Origin of the sequence: Agrococcus carbonis (assembly GCF_900104705.1) — a bacterium.
Classification (GTDB): domain Bacteria; phylum Actinomycetota; class Actinomycetes; order Actinomycetales; family Microbacteriaceae; genus Agrococcus; species Agrococcus carbonis.
Map to the genome: position 1 here is coordinate 2,438,357 of NZ_LT629734.1, position 20,827 is coordinate 2,459,183.

Consider the following 20,827-nt stretch of genomic DNA (forward strand, 5'->3'; position numbering starts at 1 on the left):
CGATGATCCTGCCAGCCGCGACGACGGCCGCGCACAGCGGCGGAGCGTAGGCTGGGCGCATGGCAGCCATCAACCTCGGCAAGCCCGAGCCGCTCACGCTCGCGCCCCGCCGCAAGAGCCGGCAGATCCGCGTGGGCAAGGTGCTCGTGGGCGGCGACGCGCCCGTCTCGGTGCAGTCGATGACCACCACGAAGACCACCGACATCAACGCGACGCTGCAGCAGATCGCCGAGCTCACCGCCACCGGCTGCGACATCGTGCGCGTCGCGGTGCCGAGCCAGGACGACGCGGATGTGCTGCACATCATCGCGAAGAAGAGCCAGATCCCGGTCATCGCCGACATCCACTTCCAGCCGAAGTACGTCTTCCAGGCGATCGATGCCGGCTGCGCCGCCGTGCGCGTCAACCCGGGCAACATCCGCAAGTTCGACGACAAGGTCGGCGAGATCGCGAAGGCCGCGAAGGACGCCGGCACGAGCCTGCGCATCGGCGTCAACGCCGGCAGCCTCGACCCCCGCCTGCTCGAGAAGTACGGCAAGGCCACCCCCGAGGCGCTCGTCGAGTCGGCGGTCTGGGAGGCGAGCCTGTTCGAGGAGCACGACTTCCACGACTTCAAGATCTCGGTCAAGCACCACGACCCGGTCGTGATGGTGAAGACCTACCGCATGCTCGCCGAGCGCGGCGACTGGCCCCTGCACCTCGGCGTCACCGAGGCCGGGCCCGCGTTCCAGGGCACGATCAAGTCGGCGACGGCCTTCGGCATCCTGCTCGCCGAGGGCATCGGCGACACGATCCGCGTCTCGCTCTCCGCCCCGCCGGTCGAGGAGATCAAGGTGGGGATGCAGATCCTGCAGTCGCTGGGCCTGCGCGAGAAGAAGCTCGAGATCGTCTCGTGCCCCTCGTGCGGCCGCGCCCAGGTCGACGTGTACACGCTCGCGGAGGACGTCACCGAGGGCCTCAAGGACGTGCAGGTGCCGCTGCGCGTCGCGGTGATGGGATGCGTCGTCAACGGTCCGGGCGAGGCCCGCGAGGCCGACCTCGGGGTCGCCTCGGGCAACGGCAAGGGCCAGATCTTCATCAAGGGCGAGGTCATCAAGACCGTGCCGGAGTCGGAGATCGTCGCGACCCTCATCGAGGAGGCGCGCCGCATCGCCGACGAGCAGGGCCTGCCCGCCGGCGACGCCGAGGTCGTCACGGTCTGACGATGGGCCGCAGGTGACCGCCGCGCCCGCCGTCGACATCCGCGGCGCGCAGCGGCGCACGCTCACGGTGCTCTCGGCCGGGCAGGCGCTCGGCGGGCTCTCGAACGGCGTCGCCCTCGGCGTCGGCGCGCTGCTCGTCGAGCAGGTCACGGGCGACCCCGCGCTCGCGGGGCTCGCGGCGACGATGCTCACGCTCGGCGGCGCGCTGCTCGCCGTGCCGCTGGCTCGGCTCGCGGACCGACGGGGCCGCCGCGTCTCCCTCACGACCGGGGCGCTCATCGCGCTCGCGGGCGCCCTGCTGCTCGCCCTCGGCGGCACGCTCGGCGCCGCGTGGATCGTGCTGCCGGGGTTCTCGGTGCTCGGCGCGAGCACGGCGATCAACCTGCAGTCGCGCTTCGCCGCGACCGACCTCTCCGAGCCCCGCCATCGCGGCCGCGACCTCTCGCTCGTCGTGTGGATGACGACGCTCGGCGTGATCATCGGCCCCAACCTGATCCCGGCGGGGGATGCGCTCGGCACGGCGATGGAACTGCCCCACCTCGTCGGCGCCTACCTCATCTCCGCCGCCGCGCTCGTGGTCGCCGCCACGCTCCTGTGGACAGGGCTGCGGCCCGATCCGCTCTTGACGGCGCGAGGGCTCGTCGAGGCGAGCGACCGCGTCATCCCGGCGCTGCGGCTCCTGCAGCACCCGCGCGCGCTCGCCGCGGTCGTCGCGATCGCGTGCGCGCAGGCGACGATGGTCGGCATCATGGCGCTCACGCCCGTGCACCTCGAGCACGACGGCCACGGGCTCGCGATGATCGGGCTCACGATGAGCGCCCACACCGCGGGCATGTACGCGCTCGCGCCCGTCTTCGGCTGGCTCACCGACCGCATCGGCGCGCGCTGGGTCGCGGTCGGGGGAGCGGCGATGCTCGCGGCGAGCGTCGGCACCGCGCTCGCGCTCGAGTCGCTGCTCGCGCCCGTGCCGCTCGCGCTGCTGGGCCTCGGCTGGAGCGCCGCGACGGTCGCGGGATCCACGATCGTCGCCGGCGCCGTGCCGGCCGACCTCCGACCGGCGCTGCAGGGCCGCAGCGACCTCGTCATGGGGCTCTCGGGCGCCGCTGCCGGCGCGCTCGCTGGTCCCGTGCTCGGCGTCGTCGGCTACGCGGGGCTCAACCTCGCGACGCTGCCGGTCATCGCCGCCGTCGCGGTCGCCGCGATCATCGCCACGCGTCCAGCGGGGGGATCGCGCGAGCCGGTAGCGTGACCGGAGCGCGGGCGCGCCGCCCCGCCGATCGACGCACGACCGACCAGCGAGGCCGACCATGAGGAGCGACGCGTGACCCAAGCAGTGCCCGGCCGGGAGCCGATCACGCCCGAGGAGCTGGAGCGCGCGAAGGGCATCATCCGCGAGATCGAGCAGGCGTTCCAGTCGACCGTCGTCGGCCAGCACCAGCTGCTGCGCTCACTGCTCGTCGCGCTGCTGACCGGCGGCCACGTGCTCATGGAGTCGGTGCCGGGCCTCGCGAAGACGACCGCGGCCGCGACGCTCGCGCGCTCGGTCTCGGCGTCGTTCCACCGCATCCAGTGCACCCCCGACCTGCTGCCGAGCGACATCGTCGGCACGCAGATCTACGACCAGCACTCGGGCGACTTCCGCACCCAGCTCGGGCCCGTGCACGCCAACTTCGTGCTGCTCGACGAGATCAACCGCTCGAGCGCGAAGACGCAGTCGGCGATGCTCGAGGCGATGCAGGAGCGGCAGACGTCCATCGGCGGCGAGACCTACCCGCTGCCGGCGCCGTTCCTCGTGCTCGCGACGCAGAACCCGATCGAGCAGGAGGGCACGTACACGCTGCCCGAGGCGCAGCTCGACCGCTTCCTGCTCAAGGAGATCCTCACCTACCCCTCGCCGACCGAGGAGGCGGAGATCGTGCGCCGCGCCGAGGCGGGCGTCTTCGAGGACGGCCACGACCGGCCCGTCGCGACGCTCGACGACGTGCGCTTCCTCCAGGGGCTCGTCAAGCGCGTCTACGTCGACCAGGCGATCACGAACTACGTCGTGCAGCTCATGTACGTCACGCGCCACGCGGAGGACTACATCGGCGCGCAGCTCGCCGGCTACATCGAGTACGGCGCGAGCCCGCGCGGCTCGCTCTCGTTCGCGCAGGCGTCCCGCGCGCTCGCGCTCGTGCAGGGCCGCGATTGGGTCATCCCCGAGGACATCAAGGATCTGCGGCACGCGGTGCTGCGCCACCGCCTCATCCTCGGCTACGAGGCCGAGGCCGACGGCGTGACGAGCGAGCAGATCATCGACGCCATCTTCGGCGCCGTGCGGACCCCGTAGGCGGCGGGCATGGAGCGGCGGCTGCGCAAGGTGAAGACGACGATGTCGATTCACGCGCACCGTCGCACGCTCGAGCTGCTCGACGGCGAGTACGCGTCGATCCACCACGGCCGCAGCCACGACTTCGACGACCTGCGCGAGTACCAGCCGGGCGACGAGGTGAAGGACATCGACTGGAAGGCGACGGCGCGCAGCCACGTGCCGCTCATCAAGCGCTACATCGCGTCGCGCCAGCACAACCTGCTGCTCGTGGTCGACTCGGGCCGCAACATGGCCGCGACCGCCGAGTCGGGGGAGTCGAAGCGCGAGCTCGCGATCCTCGTCGCCGGCGTGCTCGGCTACCTCGCCACCCGCCACGGCGACCGCGTCGCGCTGCTCATGGGCGACGCGGAGCGCCGCGAGGACATGCCGGAGGGCGGCTCCGAGTCGCACCTCGAGCGCATCCTGCGCCGCGTCGACCACGCGATCGCCGTCGACGGCCCGCGCTCGAGCCTCGTCGACGTGCTCGAGCACGCGGTGCGCCGCATGCGCCGCCGATCGCTCATCGTCGTGATCGCCGACGACCTCGCGTACACGCACGACCTCGACGTGCACCTCGGCCGCCTGCACACCCGCCACGAGGTGCTGTGGGTCTCGATCGGCGACGCCGACCTGATGGCGCGCGCCGGCGACCACCGCGAGCTCGTCGGCGTCGACACCGGGGTCGGCCTTCCCGCGTTCCTCCGGCGCGACCGGGGGCTGCGCCGCGCGTTCGACGCCGAGAGCGCGGCCCGGCGCGAGCGGCTCGAGACCGGCCTGCGCTCGCTCGGCATCGCCTCCGTGCGCGTCGCGTCGTCGGCGACCGCGATCGGCTCGCTCTTCCGCCTGCTCGAGAGGCACCGCCGTGCCCGCCGCTGAGCTCGCGGACGGCCTCGCGCGGCTGCCGGCCCCCGACACCTACGGCCCGTTCGGCTACGGCCCGTGGTGGGTGCTCGGCGCCGCGGCGCTCCTGCTCGTCGCGACGGCCTACGCGCTCGCGTGGGCGTGGACGAGGCCGCGCGGCATCCTCACGCCGCCGCCCCCGCCTGTCGCGCCGATCGACGTGCGCAGCGTCAAGCAGAAGTACCTCGGCATGATCGACGAGGTCGCCGCCGAGCATGCCGCGGGCGAGCTCGAGCCGCGCGCGCTCGCGCAGCGCCTGAGCCTCGTGCTGCGCTTCTTCGCGCACGAGTCCACCGGGGTCGTCGCCGAGGTCATGACGCTCCGCGACCTCGGCGGCGCCGACCTGCCGACCGTCGAGGGCGCCGTCGCGCAGTACTACCCGGCGTCGTTCCGACGCGCGGCGAAGCACGACCCGGATGCGGCGATCGCCGCCGCACGGCAGGTGGTGGCGACGTGGATGTGACGCTGCTGTGGCCGTGGGTCGTGGCCGCCGCGGCCGTCGTCGCCGTCGCGCTCGCCGCCCTGGGCCTCGTCCTGCCGCGCCGCCGCCGCGATCGTGGTCTGCCGGTCGCGCACGTCGACCGCATGACGGGGCTCGCGGTCTTCCGCGGGGCGCTGCTGCGCTACCGGGCGTGGATCGCCGGCGCGCTCGTCGCGGCGCTCGCCGGCGCGATCGTCGCCGGTGTGATCGGCTCGCGCCCCTCGGGGGTGCACGCCAACCAGGAGGACGACTACAAGCGCGACATCGTGCTGTGCCTCGACGTCTCGGGCTCGATGGTCGACGTCGACGCCGAGATCCTGGGCGTCTACCAGCAGATCGCGAGCGAGCTCGACGGCGAGCGCATCGGCATGCGCGTGTGGGACGCCTCGAGCGTCATGGCCTTCCCGCTCACGAGCGACTACGACTACATCGCCGGGCAGCTGGGCCGCTACCAGCGGGCCCTCAACGGCCAGCTCGGCCCCGACGAGCAGTTCAACTACCTCGCCGGCACCACCAACGGCCTCGGCGCATCGCTCGTCGGCGACGGCCTCGCCTCGTGCGTGCTCGACTTCGCCGACCTCGAGGCGAGCGAGCGGCCGCGCTCGATCATCCTCGCGACCGACAACATGGTGAACGGCCAGCAGATCTTCTCCCTCCCGCAGGCCGGCCAGCTCGCGGTCGACCACGAGGTGCGCGTCTACGCCATCAACCCCTTCGACTGGGGCGGCGACCCGGCTTCGAACGAGCTGCGCGAGGTCTCCGAGGGCACCGGCGGCGCCTACTTCCCGCTCGACTTCGCCCAGACGGTGCCGCAGATCGTCGACCGGATCAACGCGATCGAGGCCGGCTACATCGAGACCCCGCCGCAGATCCAGCTCGTCGACCGGCCCGGCGCGATGCCGCTCGTCGTGCTCGTGCTCACCGCCATCGTGTGCGCGATCGCCTGGAGGGTGCGCCTGTGATCACGTTCCACCCCACCCTCCCGATCGTCGTCGTCGCGATCGGCGCGCTCGCCGTGGGCCTGTGCGCGTGGCAGCTCGCGGTCGCGCGCGGCCGCCGGCTCGCGTGGCTGCGCCGCACCCTGCTCGTGCTGCTCGCGGTCGCGATGGCGTTCCGGCCGGCGGTGCCCGGCGGCGAGGTGCCGACCGCGTCGATCCAGGCGCGCGTGTTCGTGCTCGTCGACACGTCGCAGTCGATCGCCGCCGAGGACTGGGGCGGCGAGCCGCGGCTCACCGGGATGCAGGAGGACGTCGTCGAGATCGCGCGCGCCTTCGCCGGCGCCGACATCTCGGTCATCTCCTTCGACTCGCAGGCGAGCCTGCGCGTGCCGCTCACCGACGACGGCTCGGCGGTGATCGAGATGGTGCGCGCGATGCGGCCGGAGATCGCGCAGCAGTCCCGCGGCACCTCGATCGCGATCGCCCACGACCTGCTCCGCACCGAGCTCGAGCGCAGCGCCGCCGAGGATCCCGCGAGCCCCGCGGTGGTGTTCTACCTCGGCGACGGCGAGCACACCGCCGACGGCGAGCCCGCATCCTTCTCCGACGTCGCGGGCCTCGTCGACCGCGGGCTCGTGCTCGGCTACGGCACCGCCGAGGGCGGGCGGATGCGGGTGTCGAGCTTCGACGCGGGCGCCGCGGAGCAGTACGTGCAGGATCCCGCGGGCGGCGACGCCGTCAGCCGCATCGACGAGGGCCGGCTGCGCGGCATCGCCGATCAGCTCGGCATCACCTACCTCCACCGCTCGCCCGCGCTGCCGATCACGGATGCGCTCGGCCCGATGGCCGCGCTCGACGGCGAGGCGGACCTCGACCGCACCGAGGAGGCGCGGCTCGAGGTCGCGTGGGCGCTCGGCATCCCGATCGCCCTCCTGCTCGCGTGGGAGGGCTTCAGCCTCGCGCGCTCCTTGCGGACGACGCGCGGCATCCTGCCGAAGGACGCCGCATGAGCCGGGCCCGGCGCATCCGCCGCGTCATGACCGACGACCGCCGCCGGGTGCTGCGCTGGTGGCTGCTGCTCGGGCTCATCCCGTTCGCGCTCGCGGCCATCGTGCTCGCGACGAAGCTCATCGGCGTGAACGTGCTCGCGCAGACCGCCGCCGACCGCTTCGACGGCCGAGCCTACGCGCAGGGCGCGGAGGCCGCGCGGGGGCTCGAGACGTGGAACTGGGTCGAGCCGTGGAAGGCGCCGTTCGCGGTGGGCGTCAACCTCACGATGGCCGGGTCGCTCGAGGAGGGCCGGGCGAAGATCGAGGAGTCGCTGACCCTGCACGGCGAGCCGACGAGCCCGTCGCGCACGCACGAGCACTGCGTCATCGTCGCCTCCCTCGTCACCGCGATCGAGAAGCAGGGCGACGTCGCGCGCGAGGCCGACGACCGCCAGGCGGCGAACGGCTTCTACCGCGAGGCGCTCGCGCTCATCGACCAGCAGCCCGACGGCTGCTTCGACCCGCCCCGCCCCGACGAGGCCGACACCGCCGAGCAGCTCGACGCCGCCGTGCCGCGCATCGAGGAGAAGATCGAGGACGACTCCGGCCAGGGCGAAGGCGAGGGCGAGGGCGAGGGCGAGAACGACGGCGAGCCGCAGACGCCCGAGGAGCAGCTCGAGGAGCAGAACCAGGAGGCGCAGGAGCAGCAGCAGCAGCAGGACCAGTACGACGAGAGCGAGGGCGAGGGCTCCGGAGGCCCCCCGGTCGACCGGCCCTGGTGAGGCGCGCTCGGGACCGCGTGCGCGGAACCCTAGAATCGCAAGGGTGATCCGCCTCTCCCAGCTGTTCTTCACCACGCTCCGCGACGACCCGGCCGAGGCGGAGGTCGCGAGCCACCGGCTGCTGCTGCGCGCGGGCTACATCCGCCGCGCCGGCGCCGGCCTCTACTCGTGGCTGCCGCTGGGCCTGCGCGTGCGCCGCAACATCGAGCGCATCATCCGCGAGGAGATGGAGGCGGTCGGCGCGCAGGAGGTGCTCTTCCCGGGCCTGCTGCCGCGCGAGCCGTACGAGCTCACCGGCCGGTGGACCGAGTACGGCGACGGCATCTTCCGCCTGCAGGACCGCAAGGGCGCCGACCACCTGCTCGCGCCCACGCACGAGGAGGTCTTCACGCTCCTCGTGCAGGATCTCGTGTCGAGCTACAGGGCACTGCCGCTCACGCTCTTCCAGATCCAGGACAAGTACCGCGACGAGGCGCGCCCCCGCGCGGGCCTGCTGCGCGCGCGCGAGTTCACGATGAAGGACGCCTACTCGTTCGACACGACCGACGAGGGGCTCGAGGCGAGCTACCAGCGCCAGCGCGATGCGTACGAGCGCATCTTCCAGCGGCTCGGCCTCGACTACGTCATCGTCGCCGCCGACGCGGGCGCGATGGGCGGGTCGAAGTCGGAGGAGTTCCTGCACCCCTCGCCGGTCGGCGAGGACACCATCGTGCGCTCGGCCGGCGGCTACGCCGCCAACGTCGAGCGGTTCGAGACGATCGCGCCCGAGCCGCTGCCGATCGAGGGCCAGGCGGATGCGGTGGTGCGGGACACGCCCGACACCCCCACGATCGAGACGCTCGTCGCCGACGCGAACGCGCGCTTCCCGCGCGAGGACGGCCGTGACTGGACGGCCGCCGACACCCTGAAGAACGTGGTGCTGCGCCTCACCCACCCGGATGGCAGCCGCGAGCTGGTGGTCATCGGCCTGCCCGGCGATCGCGAGGTCGACCAGAAGCGCGTCGAGGTCGCGTTCCAGCCGGCCGAGGTCGAGGCGGCCGACGAGACCGACTTCGCCGCCAACCCGGGCCTTGTGAAGGGCTACATCGGCCCGTGGTCGCCCGCAGGCGCGGTGCTGGGCGAGGAGGCCGCCACCGGCATCCGCTACCTGCTCGACAAGCGGGTCGTCGACGGCACCGCCTGGATCACCGGGGCCAACGAGCCGGGCAAGCACGTGTTCGGGCTGGTCGCGGGGCGCGACTTCGCCGGCGACGGATGGGTCGAGGCGGCGAGCGTGCGGGACGGCGACCCGGCCCCCGATGGCTCGGGCCCCGTGACGCTCGAGCGCGGCATGGAGGTCGGGCACGTGTTCGCGCTCGGCCGCAAGTACGCCGAGGCTCTGGGCCTGCAGGTGCTCGACCAGAACGGCAAGCTCGTCACCGTCACGATGGGCTCCTACGGCATCGGCGTCACCCGCAACCTCGCCGCGATCGCCGAGATCGCGCACGACGAGCGCGGGCTCGTGTGGCCGCGCGAGGTGGCGCCGTTCGACGTGCACGTCGTCGCGACCGGCAAGGACGAGGCGGTGTTCACGATCGCCGAGGGCGTCATCGCGGGGCTCGAGGCGCGCGGCCTCGAGGTGCTCTACGACGACCGGCCGAAGGTCTCGCCGGGTGTGAAGTTCGGCGACGCCGAGCTCATCGGCGTGCCGCAGGTCGTGGTCGTCGGCCGCGATGCGCCGGCGGGGCTCGTCGAGGTGTGGGACCGCGCGACGGGCGAGCGCGAGACGGTGCAGCTCGACGCCCTCGAGGCGGCCCTCGGCCGCTGACCCGCAGGTCGAGGAGCGCGCGCCGAAGGCGCACGCGTCACGAGACCCGCGCGCCGCAGGCGCCCGCGTCGCCTCCGCACGTCGAGGAGCGCGCGCCGCAGGCGCACGCGTCACGAGACCCGCCGCCGAAGGCGCCCGCGTCGCCTCCGCAGGTCGAGGAGCGCGCGCCGAAGGCGCACGCGTCACGAGACCCGCCGCCGCAGACGCACGCATCACCTCCGCAGGTCGAGGAGCGCGCGCCGCAGGCGCACGCGTCACGAGACCCGCCGCCGCAGGCGCACGCATCATCTCCGCAGGTCGAGGAGCGCGCGCCGCAGGCGCCCGCGTCACGAGACCCGCCGCCGCAGGCGCACGCGTCACCGCCGCAGGTCGAGGAGCGCGCGCCGCAGGCGCACGCATCACCGCCGCAGGTCGAGGAGCGCGCGCCGAAGGCGCGCGCGTCACGAGACCGGAGCCGCCCCGCCCCGCGACCCCACCACGACGAGCACGACGCCGACGACGCTCACCGCGCCGAGCACCGCATCCGGCACCCATGTGCCGAGCGCGACCACGTGCCACGCGAAGAAGACGGGCAGCGCGCACAGCGAGAGCCGTGCGAGCAGCGATCGCGGCGCGGCGAGCGCGGCGCCGATGCCGAACGCGCCGGCGAGCATGCCGAACGAGGCGATCATCGTCGTCGCCGTCGGCTCGAACGGGTCGTCGACGAACATCGTGCTCGCGCCGATCACCGCGCACATCGCACTGAGCACGATGAGGATGCCCTGGCCGATGCGCGTCGCGCGGCGGCCGGAGCTGCGCGGGCCGGCGGCTTCCCGCTCGTGCGCGGGCGACGTGGCGGGGTGGTCGGATGCGGTGGTGGACATGGTGCTCCTCGCTCCGCGGCCGACGGTCGGCCGCTCGGTGCGACGGTAGGCGCGGGCAGTCGCCGGGCGGGATGGGGCTGGCCTCATGCGGGCTGCGGCTGGCCGCACGACCGGCTCCGAGCGCGCTCGCGGCCCTGCGCCTCCGATGGCAGGATGCACGCATGGCAGCGCCGCCTTCTTCGCGGTCGATGTCCGGCGCGCGCGTCGCCGGCGTCGCCGCCGCCGTGATCGCGAGCGCGGCCGTGCTGCTCGCGCCCGCTGTCGTCGTCGTCGATGCGCTGCCGGTGCTGCTCGTGCCGTGGATGCTCGTGGTCACGGGTGCGGTCGCGACGCGCTGGCGGGCCTCGGGCTTCGTGTGCGCCTGCCTGCTCGCGATCGGGGCCGCTCAGCTGGTCGCGCTCGCGCTCTCGGCGGTCGCGCTCTCCGTGCAGCAGGGGTCGGTCCCCTCGGTGCTGCACGCGCTGTCGCAAGCGGTCTTCGGCGCCTCGTTCGCGCTCCTCGTCCCGCTCGCGGCCGGCTACCCGGGGCCTCGCGCGCCGCGATGGACCTGGTCGCTCGTCGTCGCGCCGCTGCTGCTCGCGCTCGCCGCGGCGCTCTCCGGGCCATCGCCCGCCGTGCTGGGCGGCACCCCGCTCCCGCCGGTCGCCGCAGTGCTGCCGCCGACGCTCGCAGCGTGGGGCGCCGCGATCTTCGCGCTGCCGCTCGCGGCTACCGCCGTCGGCGTCGCGCGCTGGATCCTGGGCGATCGGGACCTGCGGGTGCGCCTGCAGCTCCCGCTCGCGGCGCTCGCCGTGCTCGCCTCGGTCGTGCTGCTCGGCGCCGTCACGCCGGCTGCCTCGCGCGTCGTCACCGATGCGCTGTTCTTCGTCACGGCCCCGCTGCTGCCGATCGCGCTCGCCGCGGGCTCGCGCTCGCGCGGCGAGCCCGACGCCGAGCGCATCCGTCGCGACCTCGCCGACATCGCTGCCCGCGTCGACGCGCTCGGGAGCCGGCTCGAGCCCGTCGCGCCGCCTCCCGACGCCGCGCGGGCGCTCCTCGCATCGCTCACGCCGCGCGAGCGCGCCGTGCTCGAGCGGGTCGCGCAGGGCCGCTCGAACGCGGCGATCTCGAGCGAGCTGCACCTGTCGGTCTCGGCGGTCGAGAAGCACGTCGGGGCCGTCTTCGCCAAGCTCGGCATCCCCGCCTCGCCCGATCTGCACCGCCGCGTCGCCGCAGCGACGGCGTGGCATCGGGGCACCGCGGGGGAGGAGCGGCCCTCTGCGAGGAAGGCCGACGAGGCGGTAGACTGACCGGTCGGCATCCGGTGCCGACAGGACCGCAGGACAAGAGGAGCCACAAGTGAAGATCGATCTGAGCGTGCTGAAGACCGTCGAGCGCGAGCGGGAGATCTCCCAGGACGACCTCATCCGCATCATCGAGCAGGCGATCCTGCAGGCGCACCTGCGCTCGGGCGAGAAGCACGACCCCGCCGCGCCGCAGCCCCGCGTCGAGGTCGACCGCAAGACCGGCGACGTCACGCTCTACGAGCCCGAGCTCGACGAGGACGGCAACCGCATCGGCGAGTCGATCGCGAACACCGACGACTTCAGCCGCATCGCCGCGACGGCCGCCAAGCAGGTCATCTTCCAGGCGCTGCGCGACAAGAGCGACGAGAGCGTGCTCGGCGCCTACAAGGACCGCGAGGGCGACATCATCGCCGGCGTCGTGCAGCAGGGCACGAACCCGCGCATGGTGCACGTCAAGCTCGGCGACGACATGGAGGCGCTGCTGCCCCCCGAGGAGCAGGTGCCCGGCGAGGAGTACCGCCACGGCCAGCGCCTGCGCGTCTACGTCACGCGCGTCGAGCGCGGCCAGCGCGGCCCGCAGGTGACCGTGAGCCGCACCCACCCGTCGCTCGTGCGCCGGCTGTTCGCGCTCGAGGTCCCCGAGATCGCCTCCGGCGCGGTCGAGATCGTCGCGATCGCGCGCGAGGCCGGCCACCGGTCGAAGATCGCCGTGCGCGCGACGCAGCCCGGCATCAACGCGAAGGGCGCGTGCATCGGCGAGCTCGGCGCTCGCGTGCGCGCCGTCCAGGCCGAGCTCGGCGACGAGAAGATCGACATCGTCGACTTCTCCGAGGATCTCCCGGCCTTCGTCGCGAGCGCGCTGAGCCCCGCACGGGTCTCGGATGCGTTCATGCTCGACGCGAAGACCAAGGCCGTCCGCGCCCTCGTGCCCGACTTCCAGCTCTCGCTCGCGATCGGCCGAGAGGGGCAGAACGCCCGTCTGGCCGCCAAGCTGACGGGCGCGAAGATCGACATCCAGCCCGATTCGGTGATGGAGGACTGACGCCTCCCCGCGACGATCTGAGCGGTCGGGAGCGGGAGGCCCGGTGGGCCTCTCGCGAGCGAGAAGATCGACATCCAGCCCGATTCGGTGATGGAGGACTGACGCCTCCTTCGTCGGTCGAGGAGCGCGGCCGCGCAGCGGCCTCGCGTCACGAGACCCGTCGCTCGCTCGGGGAGGCCATAGGGCCGACGCCCGGGACGGGCGTCCGGGCTGGGGTCGCGGCGTCGACCCGAAAGGGTCGCCGCCCTTGGAGCTCCACCGCCCGGGCGTGTCGTCCTGTAGAGTGGTCACCATCCGTACGTGTCTCGGCTGTCGCGCGCGCACCGAACCCGCCCACCTGGTGCGGATCGCTGCGCGAGACGGCCAGGCGGTCATCGATCCCGATCGGCGGCTGCCGGGCCGAGGCGCGTGGGTGCATCCGACGCAGCGGTGCGTGGAGCGCGCGATGCGCGCCCTCCCGCGGGCCCTGCGCCAGCGGCACTTGGATGCTTCACCCATCGAACGATGGGCACTGGACGGGCTCGATCCGAGCCCCGACCGAAGGAATGAACGGCACATGGACAACTGATGAGCGGCTCGAGATGAGACCCGTCAGCAAGTGATGTCCGCCCTGTCCTGGGCGGACCAGGACAGGAGAGAAGTGGCAAACCCACGCGTTCACGAGATCGCCGCCGAAGTCGGCGTCGAGAGCAAGGTCGCCATGGCTAAGCTCAAGGAGATGGGCGAGTTCGTCAAGGGACCGGCCTCGGCCGTGGCACCCCCGGTGGCTCGCAAGCTCAAGGCCGCCCTCGAGGCGGAGCACGGCGCGGCGAGGGCCGAGCCTGCCGCGAAGCCTGCGCAGGCCGCGCCCAAGGCGTCGCCCGCGAAGGCCGCGCCGAAGGCGTCGCCCGCGCCCGCCCCCGCCCAGCCCGCCGCTGCACCGCAGCCGGCGGCCGAGGCGAAGCCGGCCGCTGAGACCGCGCCCGCACCCGCGGCGAAGCCCGCAGCCGCCCCCGCGTCGCAGGCTCCGAAGCCCGGCGACGCGGCCGCCGGCCCCACGCCCAACGCCATCCCGCGCCCCATGGGCCGGCCCGGCGCGCCCCGTCCCGGCAACAACCCGTTCGCCTCGAGCCAGGGGATGGGTCGCCCGCGCGGCGGCAACAACCCCTTCACGAGCAAGCAGGGCGCCGGCGGCCCCCGCCCGGCGGCCCCGCGCCCCGGCGCGCCCCGCCCGGGCGCCCCGCGTCCCGGCTCGCCTCGCCCCGGTGCTCCGCGCGGCGGCGGCGCCGGTCGCCCCGGCGGCGCCGGCGGCGGCTTCCAGCGTCCTGGCCAGGGCGCGCCCGGTCGCGGCGCTCCCGGTCGCGGCGGCCCCGCGTTCGCGGGTCGCGGCGGCGGTCGCGGTCGCGGCGGCACTGCCGGCGCGTTCGGCAAGGGCGGCGGCAAGGCCCGCTCGCGCAAGTCGAAGCGCACGAAGCGGCTCGAGTTCGAGATGCGGGAGGCCCCGTCGATCGGCGGCGTCAAGGTCCGCCGCGGCGACGGCTCGACCGTCATCCGCATGCGCCGCGGCGCATCCATCGCCGACTTCGCCGAGAAGATCGACGCGAGCCCCGGCGACCTCGTGACCGTGCTGTTCCACCTCGGTGAGATGGCGACGGCGACGGAGTCGCTCGACGAGTCGACCTTCGAGATCCTCGGCGAGGAGCTGGGCTACCGCATCCAGATCGTCAGCCCCGAGGACGAGGACAAGGAGCTCCTCGAGTCCTTCGACATCGACCTCGAGCAGGAGCTCGAGGACGAGAGCGACGAGGACCTCGAGTACCGCTCGCCGGTCGTCACGGTCATGGGCCACGTCGACCACGGCAAGACGCGCCTGCTCGACGCGATCCGCGACGCCAACGTCATCGAGGGCGAGGCCGGCGGCATCACGCAGCACATCGGCGCCTACCAGGTGTGGCAGGAGCACGAGGGCGAGGACCGCTCGATCACCTTCATCGACACCCCGGGCCACGAGGCGTTCACCGCCATGCGTGCGCGTGGTGCGCAGGTGACCGACATCGCGATCCTCGTGGTCGCCGCCGACGACGGCATCATGCCGCAGACGGTCGAGGCGCTGAACCACGCGCAGGCCGCAGGCGTGCCGATCGTGGTCGCGGTCAACAAGGTCGACAAGCCCGACGCCAACCCGGCGAAGGTGCGCCAGCAGCTCACCGAGTACGGCCTCGTCACCGAGGAGTACGGCGGCGACACGATGTTCGTCGACGTCTCGGCGCTCGCGCGCACCGGTATCGACGAGCTGCTGGAGGCCGTGCTGCTCACGGCCGACGCCGGCCTCGACCTGCGTGCCAACCCGAACAAGGAGGCGCGCGGCGTCGCGATCGAGGCGAAGCTCGACAAGGGCCGCGGCTCGGTGGCGACCGTGCTCATCCAGTCGGGCACGCTCCGCGTCGGCGACGCGATCGTGGCAGGCACGGCCTACGGCCGCGTGCGTGCGATGATCGACGACCGCGGCGAGCCGGTCGACGAGGCCGGCCCGTCGATGCCCGTGCAGGTGCAGGGCCTCTCGAGCGTCCCTCGCGCAGGCGACACCTTCATCTCCACCGAGGAGGACCGCACCGCGCGCCAGATCGCCGAGAAGCGCGAGGCCGTCGAGCGCAACGCTCAGCTGGCCAAGGCCCGCAAGCGCCTGTCGCTCGAGGACTGGAAGACCCAGCTCGAGCAGGGCAAGGTCGACACGCTCAACCTCATCATCAAGGGTGACGTCTCGGGTGCCGTCGAGGCGCTCGAGGAGTCGCTCATGAAGATCGAGGTGGACGACACGGTCGATCTGCGGATCATCCACCGCGGCGTCGGCGCGATCACCGAGTCCGACGTGAACCTCGCGACGGTCGACGACGCCGTGATCATCGGCTTCAACGTCCGTCCCGACACGAAGGCTCGTGAGCGCGCCGCCCGCGAGGGCGTCGACGTCCGCTTCTACAGCGTCATCTACGGTGCGCTGGAGGACATCGAGAACTCGCTCAAGGGCATGCTCAAGCCCGAGTACGAGGAGGTCCAGTCGGGCGTCGCCGAGATCCGCGAGGTGTTCCGCTCCTCGAAGTTCGGCAACATCGCCGGCTGCATCGTCCGCTCGGGCACGATCACCCGCAACGCGAAGGCACGCATCATCCGCGACGGCGTCGTGGTGGCCGACGGACTCGCGATCGAGTCGCTGCGCCGCTTCAAGGACGACGTCACCGAGGTGAAGACGGACTTCGAGTGCGGCATCGGCCTCGGCAAGTTCAACGACATCCAGCTCGGCGACGAGATCGAGACGATCGAGATGGTCGAGAAGCCGCGCGTCTGACGCGCAATACGGTGGTGGGGCGGCTCCGGCCGCCCCACTGCCGTCTGCAGCCACATCAGGAGGAGAGCCATGAGCGAGAACCCCCGGGCGAGGAAGGTCGCCGACCGCATCCGCGAGATCACCGTGCGGGCGCTCGAGCGCGAGGTCAAGGATCCGCGGCTGGGCTTCGTGACGATCACGGATGTCCGGGTCACGGGCGACCTGCAGCACGCGTCGATCTTCTACACGGTGCTCGGCACCGACGAGGAGCGCGAGGACACGGCGAAGGCGCTCGCGAGCGCGAAGGGCGTCGTGCGGCGCGAGATCGGCAAGGGGCTGAGCCTGCGGCTCACGCCGTCGATCGACTTCTTCCTCGACGCGCTGCCCGAGAACGCCGCGTCGATCGAGCACCTGCTCGACGAGGCGCGCGTGCGCGACCGGGCGAGCCACGAGGCGGCCGCGGGCGCGCAGTACGCCGGCGAGGCCGACCCCTACCGCAAGCCCCGCGAGGCCGACGAGGAGTAGCGCGCCGCACGATCCGCAGACCGGTACCGGATAGCCGCGCGGCGCGCAGCGCCGCGACAGATCGGTACCGGTCTTCGCGCGTCGGAGCGGCTACGCGTCGGCGAAGCGCAGGCGGCGTGCGGCGAGGTCGGCCTCGGTGAGGCGCACGCGGATGCGCTCGCCCGGCTCCGCCGCCGTGTCGCACGCCGCTTCGGTCGGGGGATCGAGCAGCTGGATCGTCGCGCCCTCCTTGCGGGCCTCGACGACGACCGCGTCGAACTCCTCGCCGATGCGTCCGGCGAGCAGCGCGATCTCGACCGCGTCGATCGACTCGCGCTCGAGCGTGCCGGCGACGCGGCTCGACTCGGCCATGATCTCCGGCAGCCCCTCGAGCCCCGCGGCGGCCCACTCGGGGATCTCGCGCCCGTTCGCGATCGCCTCGCAGTGCACGAGCACGTAGCGGTCGACGAGCCGCCGCAGCGGCGCCGTCGCGTGCGCGTAGGGCGCGCCGATCGCCGCCTGCTCGAGCTCGGCAGGCATCGACCCGTCGTGCAGCACCGTGTAGCCGGCCCCGCGGAACAGCCGCCGGGCCGCCTGCAGGATCGCGAGCGTCGTCGGCTTCGAGCGGTCGAGCCGCCTGAGGAACGTGCCGTAGTGCTCGCCCTCGGCCCACTCCTCGCCGATCGCGTGCACCTCCTTGCGGAAGCGGCGCACGTCGCTCTCGGGCGGCTGCGGCATCGTGCGCAGGACGCCCCGCTTCGCGCGCAGCTGCAGGTTCGCCGCCTCCATGCCGGTCATGAGCGAGAGCTGCGCGTTCCATCGCTCGACGGGCAGCAGCTCGCGGCGCTCGATCACGAAGCGATCGCCGTGGCGGGTGATCTGCTCCTCGGGCATGTCGAGGCTGGCTCCCTCGCGCGCCTCCTCGAGCGCGATGCGCAGCTCGCCCACGTCGCGCAGCAGCCCGAGCATCGCGTCGCCCGCGTCGATGCGCTCCTGCGCCTCGGCGTAGGTCAGCTGCTCGCGCGACCGCACCCGGGCGCGCTCGAGCGCCGTCCCGACGACGTCACCGGCCGCATCCAGCCGCATCGTCCACACGTAGGCGCCACGCTCCTGCCCCTCGAGGAGGCTCGCGGCGCCCTCGCTCACGACCGGCGGGTGCAGCGGCACGCGCCCGTCGGGGGCGTACATCGTCTGGCCGCGGCGGCGCGCCTCGGCGTCGATCGCCCCGCCCGGCTCGACGAAGGCCGGCACGTCGGCGATCGCGTAGCGCACGACGTAGCCGTCGCCGTCGCGCTCGAGGTGCAACGCCTGGTCGAGGTCGGTCGAGCCCGGCGGGTCGATCGTCACGAACCCGATCGCGGTCGCGTCCGCCTCGGGCAGCCGCGGGGCGGCGGCGAAGGCCTCGGCCTCGGCGACCGCCTCGGGCGGGAACGCCTCGGTGAGCCCGAGCTCCTCCCGGATGGCCGCGAGCGCCGCGCGCAGCTCGTCCGTCGTCTCCTGCAGTCGCTGGTGTCGTGCCGGCATGCGCCCAACCTAGGCCCCGACGCTGAGCGGTGCCGTCAGTGGGGCAGGCGCACCGAAGCGCCGTCGCGCACGACGAGCCCGTCGGCGACGAGCGATGCGAGCGCGCGCTCCAGCTGCTCGGCATCGGGCCACAGCGCGGCGATCTCCGCTTCGGCGAGCGGCACGTCCACGCCGCGGAGCGCCCGCAGCACCGTGCCGCGCGCCTGCCGGTCGCTGCCGGCGAAGCGCGCCTGTCGCGGCGCGCGACGCCCCTCGTACGGCGGGTAGCCCGCCGCCCGCCACGCGCACGCGTCGGCGATGGGGCACGACTCGCAGCGCGGCGCGCGGGCGGTGCACACGAGCGCGCCGAGCTCCATGAGCGCGATCGAGACGACGGATGCGTCGGCCGGGTCCGCGGGCAGCAGGGCCTCGACGTCGGCCAGGTCGCGCCGCTTCGCGGGCCCGGCTTCGCCCTGCCCGTGCACGGCGCGCGCGACGACGCGGCGCACGTTCGTGTCGACGACCGGGTGGCGGTCGCCGAAGTGGAACACGGCGACGGCCCGCGCGGTGTAGTCGCCGATCCCCGGCAGCGCGAGCAGCGCATCCACGTCCCTCGGCACCTCGCCGCCGTGCCGCTCGACGATCGCGCGCGCGGTGTCCTGCAGGCGCAGCGCCCGGCGCGGGTAGCCGAGCGTGCCCCACTGCCGCAGCACCTCGTGGGTGGGCGCGTCGGCGAGGTCGGCGGGCGTCGGCCAGCGCTCGAGCCAGCGGTCGATCTCGACCGCGACGCGCGCCGCCTGCGTCTGCTGCAGCATGATCTCGCTCACGAGCGTGCCCCACGCGTCGAAGTCCGGGCGACGCCACGGCAGGTCGCGGGCGCTCCTGAGATACCAGTCGGCGAGCGAGCCGAGGGGCAGGGCGGCGGGCATCCTGCCAGCGTAGACGGGGCGCTCGGCCTAGGCTGGCGGCATGGCAGACCGTGCACTCCTCATGCGGGCGGCGTCGTGGACGCCGGAGCAGAAGGCGCTGTACACCCGCCTGACCGAGCTCATGCTGCGGCGCAACCCGCGCGGTCGCCGGCTCGTCGCGGTCGAGGGCCGCGACGGCACGGGCAAGACGCACTTCGCGGATGCGCTGCAGGTGGCCTTCGCACGCGCCGGCGTCGAGGCGTTCCGGGCCAGCGCAGACGACTTCCACCGCCCGCAGGCGTTCCGCTACCGGCAGGGGCGCGACTCGCCGAAGGGCTACTACGAGGATGCGTTCGACGTCGAGCTGCTCGACCGCGTGCTGCTGCAGCCGTTCCGCATGGGCGGCTCGACCGGGTTCATGACGCGCGCGTTCGACCTCCACCGCGATGCGCCGGTCGAGATGGAGTGGGAGACGGCCGGCCCCGACGCGGTGCTCATCGTCGACGGCGTGTTCCTGCAGCGCCCGGCGCTCGCCGGAAAGTGGCACGCGGTGCTCTTCCTCGAGGCCGACGACCGCGTGCGGGGGGAGCGGCTGCGCGCCCGCGACGGCGCCCACCCCGACGTGCAGCACGCCTCGCACCGGCGCTACCGCGAGGCGCACGACCACTACGAGCGCCAGGTGGACCCGCGCCGGAAGGCGCTGTTCGTGGTCGACAACACCGATTGGCGCAAGCCCATCCAGTCCTTCGCCGATTCCTGTTGAGCCCGCAGGACGCAATGCCGCGCAGCGGCGTTGCGCCCGGAGGGCTCAAGGTCGAGGAGTGCGCGCCGCAGGCGCTCGCGTCGCGAGACCCGCTCCTTCGCCGGTCGAGGAGCGCGCGCCGCAGGCGCTCGCGTCACGAGACCCGCTCCCTCGCCGGTCGAGGAGCGCGCGCCGGAGGCGCACGCGTCACGAGACCCGCAGCCGCCCCCGCGGCGCGCTCCTACGCCAGCTGCCGCACCACCGACGGCGCGAGGAACTCGCCGGTGCGCTCGACCTCGTGCACGAGCTCGACGAGTGCGGCGTTCACGGGCGCTTCGATCCCGATCCGCGCCGCCTCCGCCACGACGGCGCCGTTGATCGCGTCGACCTCGGTGGGCTGCCGGCGACGGATGGACTGCTGCGTCGATCCCATGTTGGGCACATCGCCGAGCCGGTCCTTGATCCGCAGCGGGATCTGCTGCGCGATGCGGCGGGGAGCGTAGGCGACGACCCGCACGAGCAGCGGCGTGAGCCCCTGCAGCGGCTGGAACCGCACGCCCGCGGCGAGGCCCGTGCGCGCCGTCTCCCGCATCGAGGCGAGCATCACGCGCCGCAGCCCCGGGTCGCGGATGACGTCCTGCACCGAGTGCCCGACGATCGCGGGGATGGCGTTCACCATGTTGATGAGCAGCTTCGTCCACTGTGCGCCCTCGATCGACGGCGTCCGGCTCGTCGGCAGCGCCTCGCCGAGCAGCGCCGCGAAGCGCTCGCCCTCGGCGCCGCCGACGATCGTGTCGCCGGGCGCGGTGACGGTCACGGTGCCCGGCTGCAGCGAGTTCGCCGCCATGAGCGCGATGCCGCCCGCGACGCTCTTGTGGCCGAGGAGCCGCGCGGCCGCGCGCTCGCCGCCGAGCCCGTTCTGCATGACGAGCAGCGGCACCCCGGCGAGCGCGGCGCGGTTGGCCTCGAGCGCTGCGACGGAGCCCGTGGTCTTGACCGCGAGGATCGCGGCATCGGGTGCCTCCCGAAGCGCCTCGAGCGCCGTGACGCGCGCCGTGTGCGCGCCGAAGCCGCCCGCGATGCGGAGGCCTCGCTCGCGGATCGCGGCGAGGTTCTCGCCGCGCGCGGTGACGGTCACGTCGTGCCCGACCGCATCCAGCCGGGCTGCGATCACACCCCCGATCGCGCCCGCGCCGATCACCGCGATCCGCTGCCTGTCCATGCCGGTC

The 20,827-nt window shown here is 73.6% G+C and carries 19 protein-coding genes; 15 read left to right on the plus strand and 4 right to left on the minus strand.

Annotation, left to right across the window (positions count from 1 at the left end; all coding sequences use genetic code 11):
* The first annotated feature begins 59 nt into the window (after positions 1-59).
* The 9 genes from ispG (at position 60) to BLT67_RS11730 (ending at position 9,449) form a co-directional block, all read left to right on the plus strand.
* The gene (gene ispG, locus BLT67_RS11695; RefSeq protein ID WP_092667178.1) at positions 60-1,202 is read left to right on the plus strand and encodes a flavodoxin-dependent (E)-4-hydroxy-3-methylbut-2-enyl-diphosphate synthase; all 1,143 of its coding nucleotides are present in this window, start codon (positions 60-62) and stop codon (positions 1,200-1,202) included.
* A 13-nt stretch (positions 1,203-1,215) separates the two neighbouring features.
* Positions 1,216-2,451 (plus strand): MFS transporter, encoded by a 1,236-nt coding sequence (locus tag BLT67_RS11700; RefSeq protein ID WP_092667179.1) that lies wholly within the window; start codon positions 1,216-1,218, stop codon positions 2,449-2,451.
* Positions 2,452-2,523: 72 nt separating this feature from the next.
* A complete protein-coding gene (locus BLT67_RS11705) occupies positions 2,524-3,531 on the plus strand; it encodes an AAA family ATPase (RefSeq protein ID WP_092667180.1) in 1,008 nt (335 codons plus the stop codon).
* A 9-nt stretch (positions 3,532-3,540) separates the two neighbouring features.
* A complete protein-coding gene (locus tag BLT67_RS11710; RefSeq protein WP_092667181.1) occupies positions 3,541-4,428 on the plus strand; it encodes a DUF58 domain-containing protein in 888 nt (295 codons plus the stop codon).
* Positions 4,415-4,915: a hypothetical protein gene (locus BLT67_RS11715; RefSeq protein ID WP_092667182.1), complete on the plus strand. Its 501-nt coding sequence runs from the start codon at positions 4,415-4,417 to the stop codon at positions 4,913-4,915. Before BLT67_RS11710 ends, BLT67_RS11715 begins: the two co-directional genes overlap by 14 nt.
* Positions 4,906-5,895 (plus strand): VWA domain-containing protein, encoded by a 990-nt coding sequence (locus BLT67_RS13465; RefSeq protein ID WP_157674347.1) that lies wholly within the window; start codon positions 4,906-4,908, stop codon positions 5,893-5,895. Before BLT67_RS11715 ends, BLT67_RS13465 begins: the two co-directional genes overlap by 10 nt.
* A complete protein-coding gene (locus BLT67_RS13470) occupies positions 5,892-6,881 on the plus strand; it encodes a vWA domain-containing protein (protein WP_157674348.1) in 990 nt (329 codons plus the stop codon). The genes BLT67_RS13465 and BLT67_RS13470 overlap by 4 nt, the downstream gene beginning before the upstream one ends.
* Entirely contained in the window at positions 6,878-7,642 is a 765-nt protein-coding gene (locus BLT67_RS11725; RefSeq protein WP_092667183.1) for a hypothetical protein, read from the plus strand. Before BLT67_RS13470 ends, BLT67_RS11725 begins: the two co-directional genes overlap by 4 nt.
* A gap of 34 nt (positions 7,643-7,676) precedes the next feature.
* A complete protein-coding gene (locus BLT67_RS11730; protein WP_092667184.1) occupies positions 7,677-9,449 on the plus strand; it encodes a proline--tRNA ligase in 1,773 nt (590 codons plus the stop codon).
* Between the two features lie 440 nt (positions 9,450-9,889).
* Here the strand turns inward: BLT67_RS11730 and BLT67_RS11735 are convergent, their stop codons facing one another.
* A complete protein-coding gene (locus BLT67_RS11735; protein WP_092667185.1) occupies positions 9,890-10,312 on the minus strand; it encodes a hypothetical protein in 423 nt (140 codons plus the stop codon).
* A 161-nt stretch (positions 10,313-10,473) separates the two neighbouring features.
* On the opposite strand from BLT67_RS11735, the gene BLT67_RS11740 reads away from it, so the two are divergent.
* The 5 genes from BLT67_RS11740 to rbfA all read left to right on the plus strand — a co-directional run bounded on the left by BLT67_RS11740 (position 10,474) and on the right by rbfA (position 16,466).
* Complete coding sequence (locus BLT67_RS11740; RefSeq protein WP_231945490.1) at positions 10,474-11,601, plus strand: helix-turn-helix transcriptional regulator; 1,128 nt, start codon at positions 10,474-10,476, stop codon at positions 11,599-11,601.
* 49 nt (positions 11,602-11,650) lie between these two features.
* Positions 11,651-12,640, plus strand: a complete 990-nt coding sequence (gene nusA / locus BLT67_RS11745) for a transcription termination factor NusA (protein WP_092667186.1) — start codon at positions 11,651-11,653, stop codon at positions 12,638-12,640.
* 283 nt (positions 12,641-12,923) lie between these two features.
* Positions 12,924-13,208 (plus strand): YlxR family protein, encoded by a 285-nt coding sequence (locus BLT67_RS13875; RefSeq protein WP_407922525.1) that lies wholly within the window; start codon positions 12,924-12,926, stop codon positions 13,206-13,208.
* 33 nt (positions 13,209-13,241) lie between these two features.
* A complete protein-coding gene (infB, locus tag BLT67_RS11755; protein WP_092667187.1) occupies positions 13,242-15,962 on the plus strand; it encodes a translation initiation factor IF-2 in 2,721 nt (906 codons plus the stop codon).
* 69 nt (positions 15,963-16,031) lie between these two features.
* Positions 16,032-16,466, plus strand: a complete 435-nt coding sequence (gene rbfA, locus BLT67_RS11760; RefSeq protein ID WP_092667188.1) for a 30S ribosome-binding factor RbfA — start codon at positions 16,032-16,034, stop codon at positions 16,464-16,466.
* A gap of 90 nt (positions 16,467-16,556) precedes the next feature.
* Here the strand turns inward: rbfA and BLT67_RS11765 are convergent, their stop codons facing one another.
* Both BLT67_RS11765 and BLT67_RS11770 read right to left on the minus strand, forming a co-directional pair.
* Positions 16,557-17,969, minus strand: coding sequence for an RNB domain-containing ribonuclease (locus BLT67_RS11765; RefSeq protein WP_092667189.1), 1,413 nt, complete (start codon positions 17,967-17,969; stop codon positions 16,557-16,559).
* Between the two features lie 35 nt (positions 17,970-18,004).
* Positions 18,005-18,877, minus strand: a complete 873-nt coding sequence (locus BLT67_RS11770) for an HhH-GPD family protein (RefSeq protein WP_092667190.1) — start codon at positions 18,875-18,877, stop codon at positions 18,005-18,007.
* 40 nt (positions 18,878-18,917) lie between these two features.
* On the opposite strand from BLT67_RS11770, the gene BLT67_RS11775 reads away from it, so the two are divergent.
* On the plus strand, positions 18,918-19,619 hold the full coding sequence (locus BLT67_RS11775; RefSeq protein WP_092667191.1) for a nucleoside/nucleotide kinase family protein: 702 nt from the start codon (positions 18,918-18,920) through the stop codon (positions 19,617-19,619).
* 220 nt (positions 19,620-19,839) lie between these two features.
* On the opposite strand, the gene BLT67_RS11780 is transcribed toward BLT67_RS11775, so the two are convergent.
* Positions 19,840-20,820, minus strand: coding sequence for a ketopantoate reductase family protein (locus tag BLT67_RS11780; RefSeq protein WP_092667192.1), 981 nt, complete (start codon positions 20,818-20,820; stop codon positions 19,840-19,842).
* Between the last annotated feature and the right edge of the window lie 7 nt (positions 20,821-20,827).